Origin of the sequence: Streptomyces sp. NPDC007162 (genome assembly GCF_040634175.1) — a bacterium.
In the GTDB taxonomy this organism is placed as follows: Bacteria; Actinomycetota; Actinomycetes; order Streptomycetales; family Streptomycetaceae; genus Streptomyces.
In genome coordinates this window covers 1-16,642 of record NZ_JBEYFC010000030.1, presented here as the reverse complement: position 1 = coordinate 16,642, position 16,642 = coordinate 1, and the positions used below count along the sequence as shown (strand labels likewise).

At 70.5% G+C, this 16,642-nt stretch carries 16 protein-coding genes and 1 pseudogene; 12 read left to right on the top strand and 5 right to left on the bottom strand.

Going from position 1 to position 16,642, the window contains the following annotated elements; genetic code table 11:
* Nucleotides 1–15 precede the first annotated feature (15 nt).
* The 3 genes from ABZ646_RS06020 (at nt 16) to ABZ646_RS06010 (ending at nt 4,046) form a co-directional block, all read left to right on the top strand.
* Nucleotides 16–2,274, top strand: coding sequence for a Helicase associated domain protein (locus tag ABZ646_RS06020; RefSeq protein WP_360513392.1), 2,259 nt, complete (start codon nt 16–18; stop codon nt 2,272–2,274).
* Nucleotides 2,275–3,150: 876 nt separating this feature from the next.
* Nucleotides 3,151–3,348, top strand: coding sequence for a hypothetical protein (locus ABZ646_RS06015; protein WP_360513390.1), 198 nt, complete (start codon nt 3,151–3,153; stop codon nt 3,346–3,348).
* Nucleotides 3,345–4,046: a restriction endonuclease gene (locus ABZ646_RS06010; protein ID WP_360513388.1), complete on the top strand. Its 702-nt coding sequence runs from the start codon at nt 3,345–3,347 to the stop codon at nt 4,044–4,046. Before ABZ646_RS06015 ends, ABZ646_RS06010 begins: the two co-directional genes overlap by 4 nt.
* Nucleotides 4,047–4,234: 188 nt before the next feature.
* Here the strand turns inward: ABZ646_RS06010 and ABZ646_RS06005 are convergent.
* The 4 genes and pseudogenes from ABZ646_RS06005 to ABZ646_RS05990 all read right to left on the bottom strand — a co-directional run.
* Nucleotides 4,235–4,426 (bottom strand): annotated as a pseudogene (locus ABZ646_RS06005) (transposase); the annotation flags it as partial.
* Nucleotides 4,383–4,640, bottom strand: coding sequence for a transposase (locus tag ABZ646_RS06000; RefSeq protein ID WP_360513386.1), 258 nt, complete (start codon nt 4,638–4,640; stop codon nt 4,383–4,385). The gene ABZ646_RS06000 and the pseudogene ABZ646_RS06005, both read right to left, overlap by 44 nt.
* 163 nt (nt 4,641–4,803) lie before the next feature.
* A complete protein-coding gene (locus ABZ646_RS05995; protein WP_360513384.1) occupies nt 4,804–5,838 on the bottom strand; it encodes a HEAT repeat domain-containing protein in 1,035 nt (344 codons plus the stop codon).
* Nucleotides 5,839–6,193: 355 nt separating this feature from the next.
* Nucleotides 6,194–7,255 carry a tetratricopeptide repeat protein gene (locus ABZ646_RS05990; protein WP_360513382.1) on the bottom strand — a complete coding sequence of 354 codons (1,062 nt, stop codon included), beginning with the start codon at nt 7,253–7,255 and terminating at the stop codon, nt 6,194–6,196.
* Nucleotides 7,256–7,783: 528 nt separating this feature from the next.
* On the opposite strand from ABZ646_RS05990, the gene ABZ646_RS05985 reads away from it, so the two are divergent.
* The 9 genes from ABZ646_RS05985 (at nt 7,784) to ABZ646_RS05945 (ending at nt 16,440) form a co-directional block, all read left to right on the top strand.
* Complete coding sequence (locus ABZ646_RS05985) at nt 7,784–9,304, top strand: radical SAM protein (protein ID WP_360513380.1); 1,521 nt, start codon at nt 7,784–7,786, stop codon at nt 9,302–9,304.
* The gene (locus ABZ646_RS05980; RefSeq protein ID WP_360513378.1) at nt 9,294–9,977 is read left to right on the top strand and encodes a hypothetical protein; all 684 of its coding nucleotides are present in this window, start codon (nt 9,294–9,296) and stop codon (nt 9,975–9,977) included. The genes ABZ646_RS05985 and ABZ646_RS05980 overlap by 11 nt, the downstream gene beginning before the upstream one ends.
* Complete coding sequence (locus ABZ646_RS05975; RefSeq protein ID WP_360513376.1) at nt 9,974–10,774, top strand: hypothetical protein; 801 nt, start codon at nt 9,974–9,976, stop codon at nt 10,772–10,774. Before ABZ646_RS05980 ends, ABZ646_RS05975 begins: the two co-directional genes overlap by 4 nt.
* Nucleotides 10,775–10,792: 18 nt before the next feature.
* Complete coding sequence (locus ABZ646_RS05970) at nt 10,793–11,620, top strand: carbohydrate kinase family protein (RefSeq protein ID WP_360513374.1); 828 nt, start codon at nt 10,793–10,795, stop codon at nt 11,618–11,620.
* 24 nt (nt 11,621–11,644) lie between these two features.
* Complete coding sequence (locus tag ABZ646_RS05965; RefSeq protein ID WP_360513370.1) at nt 11,645–12,586, top strand: nucleoside 2-deoxyribosyltransferase; 942 nt, start codon at nt 11,645–11,647, stop codon at nt 12,584–12,586.
* Nucleotides 12,571–13,080: a hypothetical protein gene (locus tag ABZ646_RS05960; protein ID WP_360513368.1), complete on the top strand. Its 510-nt coding sequence runs from the start codon at nt 12,571–12,573 to the stop codon at nt 13,078–13,080. Before ABZ646_RS05965 ends, ABZ646_RS05960 begins: the two co-directional genes overlap by 16 nt.
* An 84-nt stretch (nt 13,081–13,164) precedes the next feature.
* Nucleotides 13,165–13,470, top strand: a complete 306-nt coding sequence (locus tag ABZ646_RS05955) for a MazG-like family protein (protein ID WP_360513366.1) — start codon at nt 13,165–13,167, stop codon at nt 13,468–13,470.
* A gap of 482 nt (nt 13,471–13,952) precedes the next feature.
* On the top strand, nt 13,953–15,221 hold the full coding sequence (locus tag ABZ646_RS05950; protein WP_360513364.1) for a hypothetical protein: 1,269 nt from the start codon (nt 13,953–13,955) through the stop codon (nt 15,219–15,221).
* Nucleotides 15,211–16,440 carry a hypothetical protein gene (locus ABZ646_RS05945; RefSeq protein ID WP_360513362.1) on the top strand — a complete coding sequence of 410 codons (1,230 nt, stop codon included), beginning with the start codon at nt 15,211–15,213 and terminating at the stop codon, nt 16,438–16,440. The genes ABZ646_RS05950 and ABZ646_RS05945 overlap by 11 nt, the downstream gene beginning before the upstream one ends.
* 6 nt (nt 16,441–16,446) lie before the next feature.
* Here ABZ646_RS05945 and ABZ646_RS05940 read toward each other — a convergent pair.
* Nucleotides 16,447–16,642 (bottom strand): hypothetical protein (locus ABZ646_RS05940; RefSeq protein ID WP_360513360.1); only part of this gene is annotated, 196 nt, incomplete at its 5' end.

The window sequence follows — 16,642 nt, the reverse complement described above, 5'->3', positions numbered from 1 at the left end:
AGCCGCCCACCACCCATGGCACCTACCGAGCTGACCCTCCGCCCCCACCAGAAGGACGCGGTCGCCGCAGCCGCCCGGACCCTCACCCAACACCCCCGAGCGAGCGTGATCGCTGCCTGCGGAACCGGCAAAACTCTCATCGCCGCCCGCACCGCGGCCCGCGTCGCCCCGCGAGGGCGCGTCTTGGTGCTTCTCCCGACGCTGGACCTGCTGTCGCAGACCATCCGCTCCTGGCGTCTGGCGGGACGCAAAGGCGCCGCGGTAGCAGTGTGCTCAGCCCGCCAGGCGCTCGACCACGAGCCGCTCGGCGCCGATGTCCCCCTCACCACCGACCCAGGAGAAGTCGCCGCCCTCACCACCGCAGCCGGCCCGGCCCCCGTTACCGCGTACGCCACCTACGCCTCCCTGCCCACCGTGACCGCCGCTCACCGCGACCACCACCTGCCCCCTTGGGATCTCGTGGTCGTCGACGAAGCCCACCGCACCGCCGGACGCCTCGGAAAATCCTGGGCCGCCGTCCACCACGACGACCAGGTTCCCGCCGCCCGCCGCTTGTACCTGACCGCCACCCCCCGCATCTGGGACCCCGACGACACCCCTGACACCGACGGGGTAGAGACGGTGGCCTCCATGGACGACGAGAACCTCTTCGGCCCCGTCGCCTACCGGCTCACCCTCTCCGACGCCATCGATCTCGGCCTCCTCGCCGACTACCAGATCCTCGTCCCCGTCGTCACCGACGAAGACCTGCGCGACTGGCTCGCCACCGGACCCGGCGCCGGCGTCGACGGACTGCGCCTGACCGGCCGCCAGGTCGCCGCCCTGCGCGCCATCCACGACCACCAGCTGCGCCGCATCCTGACCTTCCACCATCGCGTCGCCGACGCCCGCGCCTTCGCCACCACCCTCGCCGACACCGCCGCCACCCTCCCCGCCGAACTCCGCCCCAAGGACCTGTGGGCAGACTGGATCAGCGGCCACCACACCCCCCAGGTCCGCCGCCGCCTCCTGCTCGAATTCGCCTCCCACACCACCCCCCACACCCCGGCCGTCCTATCCAACGCCCGCGTCCTCGGAGAAGGCATCGACGTCCCCGCCATCGACGCCGTCGTCTTCGCCGACCCCAAGAACAGCCCCGTCGACACCGTCCAGGCCGTCGGCCGCGCCCTGCGCCAAAAGCCCGGCGCCGGCAAAAAAGCCACCCTCGTCGTCCCCGTCTACCTCACCCCCGACGAAGACCCCGACGACCTCCTCGGCGCCGACGCCTACACCCCCCTGTGGCGCACCATCCAGGCCCTGCGCGCCCACGACAACCGCCTCGATGCCCGCCTGGCCGACCCCCGCACCCACCGCCCCACCATGCCCCCCGAAGACCCCGAAGCCTGGCTGCACTTCGACCGCCCCACCCAGGCCGACGAGGTCGCCCTCGCCCTCTCCCTGCGTGTGCTGGCTCCCAAGAGCGCCGAATGGCGCCGCGGCCTGGCCGCAGCCCGCCGCTACCACCACACCCGCCATCACCTCGACGTCCCGCAGACCTACGAAGACACCACCGGCTACCCTCTGGGCCGCTGGCTCACCTGGCAGCGCCACCTGCACACCACCGGCACTCTCGATGCGGCACGCACCCAGGCCCTCGAACGCCTCGGCATCATCTGGGATCCCCGCCAGCAGGCCTTCGAGCGCGGTCTCGCCCACGCCGCCGCCTACGCAGCCCGCCACGGTCACCTCGCCGCGCCCGTCGACGAGTCCCACGACGGCTTCCCCCTCGGCCGCTGGCTGGCCACCCAGCGCACGCGCGCCCCCCACCTCACCCCCCAACGCACCGCCGCCCTCACCGCACTCGACCAGTGGTGGAACCCCACCTGGCCCATCACCTGGCAACGCGCCTACCACGCCGCGCGCCTCGGCCTGAGGGAGACCGAGAACGCCACGCAGGCGGGGGAGTGGCTCACAGCCCAACGCACCCAGGCCGACCGTCTCCACCCCGGACAACGCCAACTCCTCGACGAACTCGGAAACGGTCTGCCGCCCGCCACGGCCGTCCCGGCGGCACACGACACCGGGGTGCCCGCACGTGAGAGGACCTTCCAGCGCGCCCTGGCCGCCGCACGAGCCTTCAAGGACAGGGAAGGCCATCTCGACGTTCCCCAACGCCACATCGAGAATCTCGAGGGCGAGCCCGTGCGACTGGGGCAGTGGCTGAGCAACCTGCGCCGACGCCGCTCCGGCCTCAGCGCCCAGCGCCAGGCCATGCTCGCCGAACTCGGCCTGTAGATGTCACGCCCCGAAGCCTAGGCGGCGGCCTCGCGGAAGGCAGCGCTTCGCACACTAAGGCTGACAGTGGCGCAGAGCACGGGTCTGCGGGACCTGACAGATTCGTTGCACCATCTTGGGCGTCCCTCTGGGGAGCCCGGGCGGCTCCCGCAGCTGTGGTGACCGCAGGGGCACAGGATGCGTGCTGCCCAGTGCCGGCGGCAGTCCTCCTGGAGCACAGCCAGCACGGCCGCAGAACGGCTGGCCTCCCGCGCGCGGCGTGCCGGAGCGATGCCCTGTAACAGTCGCTTCCTGGCGCCCGCAGGTTGCGGCCGGTCCGATGCCGGCTCAGGACATCCTCGATCCGGGAGCGATTGCAGCCGAGAGCACCCGCTGGACGACACGGAGGACCCCGCCAGCCCCAAGCACATCAGCTCCACTCGGCCCGCTGCGTCGCTGCCCCCCTCGTCGCCTCAGAGCGACAAAAACCCGGAAATGGCCGATTCCCCCACCCTCTGGCCGCGCGGACGCGCTGCCACATCATCGGTACTCCGTGAACACCTCCGAGTCACCGCTGACCGGATAGCCCTGGTGATGCCGTCACTCCTACCGTGCACGGCTGCGACGACACCGGCCGCCGCACCTGTCCACAGCGCGACCGCCGACAAAGCCGGGCGGGCTCGGATCGGCGCACGACGTGGCCTGAACTCCCCTAAAAAAACGGTGGTTGGCAGCGGTCAGCTGATCGACTGTCAGTGCCCGGCCTCAACATGACTGCGACGCGGGGAACTCAACCACCAGCAGGAGGACCACATGCCCTTTGTCCGCCCGTACGTGCGCTCCGACGGGACGCCAGTACGCGGACACTCCCGATGGGCGCCGGGCGCGCGCCGGGAGATGACCATCGTCGCCCTCTTCGGCCTGGCTGTGCTGGGCTTCGGCAACGCGCAGACCGCCAACGGAACAAGCAGCACACAGCCCAATCCGTCGGTGACCTATCCGATCCGCTTCGACACACCCGCAGCCCAGCGGACCGTGCCCACGCCAAGCGTGTCGTACCCGATCGACCTCTCTGCTCTGGGCGGTGAGCGATGACCCGGCGACCACCGGCCCGGCGACGTCCTGCCCGCCGCCCGAGCCGACGCCGTCAACAGCAGGAGACCCAGCTCGTCGGCCTGCTGCTCGCCGCTGCAGCGGCCATCTGGCTGGTGGCCACGGTGGTCAACTGGCTTCTCGCGCACTGGTGGCTGCTGCTGGCTGCAGCCGTTCTCGCTGTTCTGGGCGGCATCGGCTGGTGGCAGCAGAGGGCTCAGCGCGAACAGTTCGAACGCATCCAGGCACGCGCTCTACGCTACGGGCTGACCCAACTGGACGCGCTGTCTCACGGGCAGTTCGAATACGCCATCCGGGACTTGATGCGTCGAGACGGCTGCACCGATGCCCTCCAGGTCGGCGGACAGGGAGATCTGGGGGCGGACGTGAAGGCGACCGACCCGCAGGGCCGGCGCTGGGTCCTCCAGTGCAAGCACCGCCGGCACGGCGAGCAGGGTGCCGCCGTGGGCACTCCGGAGCTGCAGGTCCTCAACGGGACGGGACGTCCGGTCCACAAGGCTGATGTCGTGGTCATGGTGACCAACGGCAGGATCACTCAGCCCGGCCGCGCTTTTGCCCGGCAGCAACGGCTGCACCTCATCGACCGTCAACTGCTCGGATCCTGGGCCGCGGGATCGAAGCCGCTGTGGGAACTGCTGCCCGCGCTCCCACCGCCTCGCAAACCCTCACAGCTCTCCTGAGCCTCTTCTGCCCCTGCCAGTCGGTTCATCACCGCGGCGGCTGGCACCCGCGAGAACAGCCACCTCGCGGGTGCCACAGGTGCGGCTGGTCAGCCACGAGCCCGGATAGGGTCGCTGATCGTGGACCACAGCAGGCACGGGACGACGAGCGGGATGCCAGGCTCGGGTGCCGGACGCGGGCTGCCTCGTGCGGCAAGCACGAGCCAGGTCCAGCGGTCGGCCGCGGCGGAGTCGCGGAGCTTGGGCCAGGTCCAGCCGAGGGTCTGTTTGAGCAGGCGGAACGTGTGTTCTGCATCGAACCGGTGGAGGAACGCATGCCAGCGCCGGTCGACGTCCTCAGGGGCGGCCCCGTTGCAGGACCACCACAGCCAGACCGGCTTGTTCACGCGCACGTCGGAGGTGGGCGAAGTCAATACGGCCCTGGTTTAGTCCCGCGTCGAGGGCCCCGTGCCCGCGTCGGTGCTCGGGCGCGAGGGCCAAGTCTACGAGCGTGCGGACCGGGCTGTCGGTGCACAACAATGCGTCGTACAACTCGAAGAACGCGTCGCCCCGGGAGAGCAGCGACGCGTCCAACTCGGACCGGAACGCCGTCACCGCTGCGAACGCGTCTCGTTGACCCCTGTGCTCGACCAGTTCCGCGATCCGGCCTCCACGCGCCGCGCCGACCCTCCCCGCAGGAGCAGGCCCTGGCCCCACGGACACGCCGCGAACAGGGGAAACTCCGAACAAGTCCGAGCCCCGTTCGAGGGTGGACCAGCTATCGGCTGTGCTGGGCCCATGGGTCGTCGAACCCCGTTGGATCGGGCTGTTCGGGGTGGAGCATTTTTCGGAGGCAGCGCCGCAGTCCCGTTTCGTCGGATCCGCCGGCGGCGGCCATCCAGGGCAGGGTGTCCATGGCGTGGGCGCGCTCGTAGGTGGCGAGGTCGTCGACGGTGGCGCGCAGGTCGTCGGGGGCGGGTTCCTCGGTGAGGCAGAGCCAGCCGATCGCGGCGGCCAGCCGGACCTCGGGCACCTGCGTCCGGTCCCGCCACTGCCCTCGTACCCACTCGGTCGTCGGCGGGTGGGGGTAAGCGCGGGCAGCTTCGGCGGTGGCGAGGACCAGAGCGGCGCGGACGATCGGGTCCTGCTCGACGGCGAGCCGGGTGAGGAAGGCTGCGCGGACCGTGTGGTGGGGGTCGGTGGCGGTGGCCAGAGTGTAGGCGGCGCGGATGCGGATTGCGGGGTCGGGATCGTCGAGAAGGCTCCGCAGGAGGGCGGTGTCGGCAGTGATCGCGGCCCGGGCGGCGGCGATCGACCAGCCCGCTGGGTAGCCGCTCACCTCGACGCCGTAGTCGTCGTAGAGGCCGTCGTGCTGGGTGTCGGCGCGATGGAGCAGCAGTTGGTCGCGGGAGGCCACCCCGAAATGGCGGGCGCGGGCCGGGCAGGAGACCTCGGTGAGCGCGTCGGCACGGTGAGGGTGGCGGGTGTCGGCGGCGATCCGGATCAGGAACGGCACGGCGAGCGCGGCGGCGGCCCGCATGTCGTTGGCGCACATGCCGCGCACAACGCCCGTTCCGGTGTGACCGGGCGAGTCGCCGGTGTGCAGCAGGTGGACGGCCTCCCTGACACGGTCCCCCTGAGGGAAGTGCTCCCAGGGAACTTTGCCGAGCAGAAATCCGTCCTTGGTCTCGGTCCGGATGTCGGCTATCACCGCCCGCACGTCGAACGGTCCGCCCGCGAACGAGGACAGCTCGGCCCCGTCCACCAGCGCCCGGCACATCGCGAACGTCGGATCGGTCCGCCACGCGCCCACGCCACACCACCCCGTCGCAGAGTCTGATCGGACCCGATCATGCCTGAGTGGACCGACATCGGATTCGAGGTACCGCCCTTGGGCCGCGGGGGCGGACACGAGGCCGGCCTTTCCCTGTTCGAAGCCGAACGTTAAACATCAAGATCAGACGATTGCCCTAGCAGGGCGGCTCGCGGCCGGCTTCAGCGTTGCTGCCGGGCGTGCATTCGATGACGGCCTGGGGCAGGGGATGAGGGCTGCCCAGTGCCCGGCGGCAGGGTCCGTCGTGGTGAGGATTGCGGCGCGGCTGGACACCGCGGACGGGGCCGCGGCCACGAGCCCAGCCCGGATCTTCCTCCGAGGCCCGGATGCGCCCTCACACGAGGGCTGCGGCCCGTGTTCTGAGGCCGAGAGCCTGCGGGACGTCTGGGAACCGGTGCAGCCGTACGAGCATGTCCTGGAGGGCCGTGCGGACTTTGACGGAGCGGACGCCGTCGGCGCAGTCGAGGAAGTCGGACCAGGTTGCCAGGGCGCCGTCCGTGTTGCCCTGGCGCAGGCGCACGCCTGCGAGGTCAGCCAGGACGATGGCGCGGGTGCGGCGCCGGTCGAGGCCGTGGATGTCGAGGGCGAGGCGGAGGTGTTCCTCGGCGGCGGTAAGGTCGCCGAGGCGGCTGTGGATCATGCCGGTTTCGTGGGCCCAGCGGCCGGGGGAGTAGTGCGCCGCCCACGAGTCGCCGGGGCCGGCGGGCGGTTTGCCGATGGCGGTCTCGGCGAGGGTGAGGTGCTGGGCGGCGAGGGGGCGGTCGTTGTCCTGGGCTGCGGCGTTGGCGAGGGTGACGTTGTAGTAGGCGATGGCGCGCGGGTTGTTGAGATGCCGGCCGTAGGCGACGCAGGCTTCGCTGAGCTGGACGGCTTCGGCGCGGTGGCCGAGGTCGATGCACTGGACGGCCAGGCCGCGCAGGGCGGTGGCGGCGAGTTCTCGGTCACCGGCTTCGGCCGCGAGGCGGTAGGCGTGGGCGTAGTAGCCCTGGGCGATGCCGCGGAGTTGGGGAGAGTCGCCTTCGTCCTGGGCCATCCAGCCGGCGAGGTGGGCGAGCTGGGAGGCGGCGGCGAACAGTTCGCGGCCGGTGGCCTCGGTGTACGTGCCGTTCAGCCAGCAAGCGACGTCCTCGGTGAGGTAGCGCACGGCGAGGTGGCGGGCATGCCCGCCACCGAGTTCGGACGCGGAGTCGCCGAGGGTCTTGGCCATGATCTTGATGGCGGTGACTTCGCCGTGGCCGACACGGACGGCGCCGGCGGGGGTGCTGGTGACGCGGCGGGTGATGCTGTCGGGGTCGGGCAGGCCGAGGGCGGCGAGGGCGTAGCCGCTGGACGCGGTGAGAAAGCTCCGGCGGTCCACGTCGAGGTCACTCCTTCCCAGCTCGATGACTGAGGCCACGGTATCGGCGTGGGACGGTGCGCAGACGGGTAGCTGAGGGACGGACTTGGCACCGGGGTCGAGGCCGAGGACGCGCGCGACGTAGGGCCACCAAAAGTCGGGCGTACGTTCGCCAGTCATCCATTTGCGGGCGTACTGGCGCTGTAATCGGTCAGGCCCGCTGCCCTCGGCCCGGCCGACGGCGCGCGCCAGCTGGCTGGGGCCCCAGCCGCGTTCCCGGCAGGCCGCGCGGATCTGATGCGCGAGGTGCTGTGCGTGCGGCGTGCGCGACATCCCGACACCCCGTCCCTGGACTACGCGGGACTACATCCTGCCCCCTTCCCGGGGCGCGCACGCGGCGCTTGACTGAACCCCACTCCGTCCCGAACTTGCTTGCCCCGAGAGGCTGTTGACCTCTTGCCGTCGCCCTTCCCGACGGGCGCCGGATCCGGCTCGCGGCTTTCTGGCAGAGGGACAGAGAGAGGCCGTCCGTGTCGCTGTCGCTGAGGGCGGCCCGGCCCGATCAGCTGGTACTGGAGAGGAGTCTCGGTGACCGCCCCTTTGGTGATCTTGGACTGCTACACCGTCGAGCCCAGCGGCCTGGGCGTCCCGCCGTACCTGTCCGCGTATGTGCGGCAGGCGTATGCGGCTCTGCGCCGGGCCAGGCCCGACGCCGAGGTGAAGTACGTGACGATCGACGATGTCCGCTGGTGCCTGGCCGGCGGCCGCCCCGCGGTGGAGCCGCCGCTGAGCGACCGGCTGACGTACTCGGTGACCGTCAACCGCGACAAGGCGGTGGAGCTGCTGCGGGACGCCGACATGGTGGTCGTGGTGGCGGGCGACAAGGTCCCGTCGGTGCATCTGCACGCCGTCAACGGCGGGCAGGACGACATCGCCCGTGCGATGGCCTGCGTGCGCGGGCGCCGTTTCCTGCTCGGGCCGATGGCTACCTGGGCGCTTGCCGAACCGGCATCGTGGGCCGGGCTGTTCGATGCGGTCCACACCCACACGGTCACCGCCTCCACCCTTGCGCTGGGCAGCCGCACGCCCGCACCGTACGGACAGCTGGAGGCGGACCGCTCCTCGTTCGCCGAGCTGATCGAGCAGATGCCGTGGGCGCCGGTCGCGGAACTGGAGCTGTACCGCGGCTGCACCCGCAAGGCGTTCTGCCGGTTCTGCAACGAGCCCGCCAAGGCGCCGGCCGTCGCGCACCGCAGGGTCGAGGACGTCCTGGCCGAGGCCGTCCAGCTATACGACGCGGGGGTGCGCCACTTCCGGCTCGGCCAGCAGACCTGCTTCTTCTCCTACCAGGGCCGCAGCGAGGAAGCGATCCGTGCCCTGCTGGGCGGGATACGGGAGCGGTGCCCGGAGCTTGAGATGCTGCACATCGACAACGCCGATCCGCTGGCCGTGGCCGCGCCGGTCGGCAGGCGCATCGCGGCCGCAGTCGCCGAGCTGTGCACCGAGGGCAACTGCGCGCCGATGGGAATCGAGTCGTTCGACCCGGCCGTGATCGAGCGCAACACGCTGACGTGCACCGAGGACATCCTGCTGCGCGCCGTTGAGCACGTGAACGAGGCCGGCGCCGAACGCGGCCCGGGCGGCCTTCCTGCACTGCTGCCCGGCCTCAACCTCATCTACGGCCTGCCCGGGGAGACCCACGCCACCCACCTGGCCAACCTCACGGCCCTGCAGCGGATCTACGACGCCGGACTGATGTGCCACCGCACCAACGTGCGCCTGGCCCGTGCCTTTCCCGGTACCCCCCTCGCGAAGGAGGAAGCCAGCCTGGAGGGACTGCCGTCCAAGGACCACTTCCAGACGTGGAAGGCCGACATCGACGAGATCTGGGACAGGCCGATGAAACAACGTGTCTACCCGGCCGGCCTGGACATCCCCGGCGTGCACGCGTACTTCGTCGACGAGCACGGCACCTGGTTCCGCCGCCTGGGCTCCTACGCGATCCAGATCATCGAGCACGGCGCCGTCGTCCCGGTGGGAACACCGGCCGACATCACCGTCACCGGGCACGCCCCCCGCGTCATCTACGGCACCCACCATGCCCGCTGACCCCTCGGCCACCACACGGCCGGACATCCGGCGCGTGGGGGTGCTGCTGCCGTGGGCCAACCAGGCGGTCGAGGAGGAGTTGCCCCAACTCGGCGAGCCGGGTGTGGTCTTCCACTACGCTCGGCTCGTGCCGGCCACCCGCACGACCGCCGTCGACGACTCCTTCTGGCACGGGCTGCGGGCCGCCGCCACCGATGCCGTCGACTCGATGCGCCACCTGCCGCTGAACGCCACCGTGCTGGCGTGCACGTCGGCCGGGTTCACCGGCGGGCCCGCGCTGCCGCCGGGCGTGATCACCGCCTTCGACGCCCTCACCATCCTCCTGCACCGGCACCGGCGGACCCGCGTCGTGCTGGCCACCCCCTACCCGCAGCAGGTCACCCGCGCCGAGGCCACAGCGCTGGGCGAACGCGGGATCCGGGTGCTGGCCCACGCCAGCCTCGGCCTGGACGACGGCTACCCCGGCATCAGCCCCCAGCGGATCCTCGACCTGTGCGCCGGCCTGCCGCCGGCCGCGCTCGCCGAGGCCGACGCACTCGTGCTGTCGTGCACCGGCTGGCGCACCCTGACCGCCGCGGCCGCCCTGCAGGAGCGACTGCGCATCCCTGTGATCTCCTCCAACCGCGCTCTCGCCACCCCCACCCTCCCCACAGCCCCAGGAGCAGCGCCATGACCGTCACCATCCCCCACAGACGCACCGACGACCGCGTCCTGACGTTCGTCACCCGCGCTGCCGCGCTCGCCGACGTACGCACCGAAGTAGAAGCCAACCACGACCACAACCGGTGGTGGCCGCCCACCATCACCGACCCGCGCATCCGGTTGCTCGCCGCCGGCTGGTCCACCCGGATCAACTACCGCATGGTCGACACCTACGCGGCCGTCCTCGCCAAGGCCGACACGCTCGGCTTCGACGCCCTCACCGACCTCGACGACGACCAGGCACGCGACCTGGTCGCCCCGCTCGGCCTGACCCAGACACGCCTGACCTACCTGTACTCACTGGCCGACACCCTGACCCGCTGGGACAAGGACGGCACCGACCTGTCCGCCTGGGACGCCAACACATTCATCGCCGCCTTCACCCGAAACGTGCGCGGGGCCTCCTACAAAGTCGCCCAGTGCGCCGCCCTGTACGCCCGCGGCTACCACTGCGGCATCATCCCCGTCGACTCCGGCATGGTCACCAAGCTCGCCCCCGCCCTCGGCTTCACCCTCCCGTCCGGCCCGGCCGCCCACGAGCACCTGCGCCTCCTGCTCGAGCACGCCGTCGCCCGCCACAGCGACGCCCTGCGCGCGCTCACCGCCGACCAGAACGTCACCATCCCGGCCGAGGCGGCCCCGACCTGGTGGACCCACCTGACGCTGATCTACTTCAAGCGCCTCTACCTCAACCGGCCACCCGCCCGCCTGTGCACCCGCCGCCCCACCTGCCCCGCCCTGACCGACTGCGCACACACCCGGACCTGACCGACAGGGAGAGCCACGATGAAGCGCACCATCGTGATCGGCAACATCTCCCTCGACCACATCCACCGCCCCGGCCACCAGCCCGTCCACCAGCTCGGCGGCGCCGCCCTCCACCTCGCCGTCGCGGCCGCCCGCACCGGTCTCCCCGTCGCACCCGGAGCCGCCGTCGGCAGCGACCTGGCCCGCCTGCCCGACGACCCACGCCTGCCCGCGCTGGACTGGACCCTCCTCCACCACGCACCAGAGCCCTCGGCCGCATTCACCATCCACTACGACGACACGGACACCGTTACAGCCGTCGACACCGCCTACGGCGCCGCCGAGCACCTCACCGACCACGCCCTGCACCTGATCGACCGCTACCCCCACGCAGCCTTCCACGTCAGCTGCCGCCACCCCCTCCACGTCCCAGCCGTTCTCAGCACGCTGGCCGCCCGCGGCTGCTCCTACAGCCTGGACTTCCACCTCCCCAGCGCCCCGCACCTCATCCCCGCCGCCGCGCCCTGGCTCCGCCAGGCCGCCACCATCTTCGTCAACGCTGAGGAACACGCCCTCCTCACCCTCACCGCCGGCCCCCGGCCCGGCCCGGAAGTCGTCATCAGCGACGGCCCCCGCCCGGCACGGGTCGTGCTGAACGGCCGTGCCCTGCCGCCCGTCACCCCACCCGCCCTGCCCACCGTCCGGCAGATCACCGGCGCCGGCGACACCCTGGCCGGCACCTACCTCGCCCACCGCGCCCGCGGCCTCCCCGCCCCCGCCGCCCTGACCCGCGCCGTCCAGGCCGCCAGCCGCCACACCGCCCACATGCCACTGACCCTCCCCGCCCCACGCCGCGCCCCGTCCTGACCAGCAGCAGGAGGCCGCCGCCCCATGACCTATTACGTCGCCCACCGTCTCTTCGCCGCCCACGACCGCGCCCTCGCCGCCGAACTGGCCCACCACCTCGCCCGCAAACTCGGCGAAGACCACGTCTTCCTCCCCTTCTGCGACACCGACGAGGAAGACCTCGTCGCCGACGTCAAGGGCCGACGGCTCTTCGAACTCGACCGGGAGCGGCTTGGCCGCATCCGCGCCCTCATCGCCATCGTCCACGGACCCAGCCCCGACGACGGCGTCTGCATGGAGATCGGCTACGCCGCCGCCCGCGGCGTGCCCGTGATCCTGCTGACCACCGACTTCCAGGACTACTCCGCCACCCTCACCGGCCCCCGCACCCACTTCCCCGACCCGCTCCTGGACGCCCTCGCCACCCGCATCGTCCGCGTCCCACGGCTCGGCACGACCACACAGCCGTCCGGGACCAGCCGCTTCGCCGACTTCGCCCTCCGCAACCAAGCCCAGGTCCACCAGGCCGTCGAGGCCTGCGTCGACGCCGCCCTGCAACTCCCCGCCCCCGCCGCCGACACGGCCGTCCCCGGCCGCACCGGCAGCACGGTGTACGCCGAACCCTCCCCGTACACCCTGCCGCACCACCCACTGCCTGGCCTGGTCCGGTGCCGCCACGCGACTGCTATCGGCCCGACCCGGTTCGTGGCCGCCGAGCCCGTCACAGCCGCGCGCCACGACTGGGCCGCCGCGCTCGGCTCTACTTGCATCGTCGTCGACGCCTCCGGCCCCGAAGCTCCACCCGGCGCCGCCCTCCTGATCGGCGCAGCCTGCGCCACCGGCACACCGGTGGCCGCCTATCTACCGCACAGCACCTACACCCACGCCGCCGGCCGCGAGCCCAACTGCCGCAACCTGATGATCCAGTACGGCGTGGACGCCATACTTCGCAGCCCGGAAGAGGTGACCGCGTGGATCAACGGGTGACCCTCCAGGAGATAGCCAGCCACCGCACCATCGTGATCGAGGGCGGCGACGGCGTTGGCAAGAGCACCCTGGCTCACCTCCTCGTCACCCAGTACGGCTTCACCGCCGTCCACTCACCACGGACCCCCGAGCACCAGGACCTGATCAGTCGCTACCACGACCTCCTGGCCCGCCCGGGCCGACTCGTCCTGGACCGCAGCTTCCTCAGCGAACTCGTCTACGGCCCCCTCTACCGCGGCCACTCCCGCCTCACCTGGATCCAGGCCCTCGACCTTGCCCAACTGGTCACCGCCCGAGACGGAGTCTTCCTCCACCTCACCGCCCCTGCCGCCACCGTGCACCAGCGACTCAACACACGCGACGGCCAGGCTCCCGCCCTGGAGGAGATCACCGCCCTCGCCGACGCCTACCAGCGAGCCTTCCGTACCCTGACCGACCACGTACCTGTCCTGATGTACGACACCGCATCAAGCGCCAACCGGCCCACAGGCTGAAGCCCACGCGGATTTCCCCCTCTAACCACCTGCGCCTCGCTAGGGTTCCCCGAGATAATGCACCACACTGTCAAGGGGACCACCATGGACATCGCCGAGGCCCAGAAGTTCGCCTGGGAGAACAAACTCAGCAAAGGCTTCAACACCACGGACATCCCTATGGAGTTCGGCCTCCTGACTGCAGAGGTCGGCGAGGCCTTTACCGCGTGGCGCAAGGGACTTGCCGACCGAGGCGAAGAGCTGGCCGACGTCTTCCTATACCTGGTGGGGCTTGCCCAGATGCAGGGTGTGAATCTGGATGAGGAAGTCGCTCGCAAGATCGAGAAGAACGCGCGTCGCACCTACGTTCCAGGAGCCAACGGCGTCCTCTTGCGAAGCGGAGAGGAGTAGGCGGCTCAAGGAGACTGCGCTGATTCGGAGTGTGGCAGGTTAGGGGCATCGGTAGTTTGCGCAGCTCTTCTGCCGTAACTGGTAGTGGGTGCCCGGCGACGCGCAGCAGCCGGCGCATAGGCCCGTGCCCCAGCCGCAAAGGCACCCGCCGTGATGGAGCGACCAGGAGTACGGCGGCCACATAGCGTCCCCATGCCCGGGAGTCAAGCGTTACCCCCGCTGGAACGGCGATGGCGAAGGCCAGAACCAAGCTGCCGGCGGAGGGCAGCTGCCGGGTGACGGGCAAGGAGGCGGCTAGCCCGACAGGGCGGATTCCAGCAGTCCCGGTTCGCTGGGATGCTGCGGCGGGCTGCCTACCCAGGTGCACGCCAATGCCAGGGCGTGCGCGGTCGCCCTGCCCCGGATGAGCCGTCAGGCGCCCCTAGAATGCTCCCCAACAACTTGCCACGGCCTATGCCGAAAGAGGATAAAACGGAGATCTGGTGCTGACTGCGGCGGAACTTGCGTTGGGCCTTTCGCGCCATTTGAGCGCCTACGGAGCCAGCCAACCGAAAGCCGACCTGGGGCAGTTGGAGTTCGCGGGCAGAGTCATCGAGCTGGCCATTCGGATCCACGGCAGCGGAGTGAGCTCCCCGGACCGGATCGCCGCGCTCGGGCTGGACGCCGGGATCCCGAAGCGGGAGACCCTGGGACAGCTCTTGCCGACACTTGAGACTCTTGGATTCGTCGACCTGGAACGAGACTCCAACCACGTTATGCGGGCGGTGTCCGAACGCATTCCCCCGATGGCGGAGCTGTTCCACCAAGCTGACGCCATCCTTGAGAGCGCCATGCCCGAACCGCTGGAGCGGATGGCCATGGAAGTCCTGCAGCAGACAACGCTCATGCCCGTCACGCTCGGCACGGCCCTGGAGACCTGCGCACCTTTGGGTCCTGAGCCGCTCGCCCGTCGTGCGATTGAAGATTTGCAGTCCCTGCATTTGTGCGCGCTCCAGCGCAGCGCTGACGGCGAGGAGGTCTTGTTCAATCCGAATGTGTGGGCAGTCGACAAGGACCACTCGTACGCAGCCGTCCAGGCGGAGAACGGCGTTGTACGTGCCGCCCTAAGCGGGCTGCTGGAGGAGGTCTCCGCGACCGCCGGGCTCCCGGAGGACGAGGTGACCTCGGCGGAGAAGAAATGGATTGACTTCGCCGTTTCCCAGGGGCTGCTGCTGCGATCTCTGGTGACCACCGTCTCCGGCGAGGAGCGGTCCTTCCTGTTTTCGCCCCACATGGGACGCTCCGCCTTCGATGAACCCACCGGGGCAGACCCCTCCGGCCACGTCCGCCAGCTCATTGGCTCCATGATGTTCGCCAACCGGTACGCGAGTAACCGGCTCTTCGCGCCCACCGCCTTCTTGAGGAAGCTGATTCGGGAAGGCGAAGCCGGCGACGCGTCCAACATCGGTACCGACTACTCCATGCTTGAGACCGCGGGCATCGTCAGAGTCGAGCCCGCCTACAGCTACTCCAAGTTCGTCCTGCTCCAGGCCGACGTCGCCGAACAGGCCGTCACCTACCTGGAGAACACCGGCTCCGCAGGCACCATCTCAGGCAGCCTGCGCGGCCAGAGCGGCTACCTCCAGCCCGAGATCGAGCGCGCCCGCCGCCTTGTCCAACCCTCCAGGGAAGCCATTCCCAGCCCCAGCGCATCGCAGGACATCCTCGCCGCGCTCCGACAGGAAATGGGACGACGCCGCTATGACCGGTAAGGCCGGGGCTTTGAAGGGTGACCTCCTGGAACGCCGTTTCGCCCGCACCGAGTTCGCCGAGGGCTCCCTTGTCCGGGTACGCCACCCCGTCGCACACCTGGTTGCCGGGCGCACCCGCACGGTGACCGACGTGGACGTTCTCTCCATCGACTTCGATGCCCGCCTGCGCCCGCACATCGGCATCAGTGAATGCAAGTCCACCCGGGGCCAGAGCGGCGAGCAGGATCGCCTGCTGTGGCTGCGAGGACTCCAGGAGCTCCTTGGCGCGAGCCGCGCCACACTCGTGCGGGAGACCGTCACCGAGGCAGGCCGAGACGTCGCACGACGTATCAGTGTGGACCTGATCGGCACGGCCGAGCTGACCCGCCGCGAACAGGTACTGCAGCACCTGCCCGAGCACTTCGGCGTCATCGGCGACACGCGCTTCAAGGAGCAGAGCGCCGAGGCGGACCGGCAGCTGAAGAAGATCGGCGACCTGCCGCCCGGGCTCGTCGCATTTCTGCGCCACGATGCCCTGCTGGCCGACCCCCATCGCACGCTTGGCGCCCTCATCACCCTCGATGAGATCCTCACAAGCGGCACAGTTCTGCCCGCCCCTCTGGCTCCGCTTCTGGCTGGCCATGTCCTGCAAGCTCTCATCGCTGCCGCCCTGCGCGCCGGAGGCCGGACCGATACCGTCGGATCCGAGGGCACCAGAGCGGAGATCGAACAGGGCCTGGGCACAGGAGACCCCCACGACCGACAGCTTCTGCGCGTGGCGGAGATGGCTGACACGCTCCTGCGCCAGGAACTGGCCGTGCTTCACCGGGCGTACCGGACGGCGGGAGCCGCTGCGATCGAACGGCCTGTGCCCTCGGTGCGGTCGGCGATCTCACAGACCCCTGCATGGCTGGTGACCTTCATGGACCTGGCCGAACGCCTGCGACGCAGAAGTCCGATCGCCCGCCAGCTGCCGCAGACGGTCGACCTGGCCGTTTTCGACGCCGCACTCGGCGCGGACACCTGGCAGGCCCCCGCCTTCGATCACCTGTTCTCTCTGGAGCACCGTCAGGCTCTGGCTGTCGCTGTGACCTGTGTCGAGCGTGCTGTGCCTGCCCTGGCCTCCTACGTGTTCCCTGTCCTGGATCTGCCCTTCAGACGGACAAAGACCTCCACGCTCGATGCCGGGGAAACGAACAGCACGCGGCACGAGCCCCGACCCGATACCGGCGGCGAGTAGGCCAGTTCACCAGCACGTACGGCCTGCACGAGACTTCAGACCGGCAGCGGCAGCCGCCCCGGCCACGCTCCAGCCAGGACCGGAGGCGTCCCACACAGCCGGGACTGTCCTGCTGGCCTGGTCACTGCTCCAGCCAGGACCGGAGGCGTCCCACACAGCCGGGACTGTCCTGCTGGCCCGTACGGCCGGGGTGGCCGCGTCC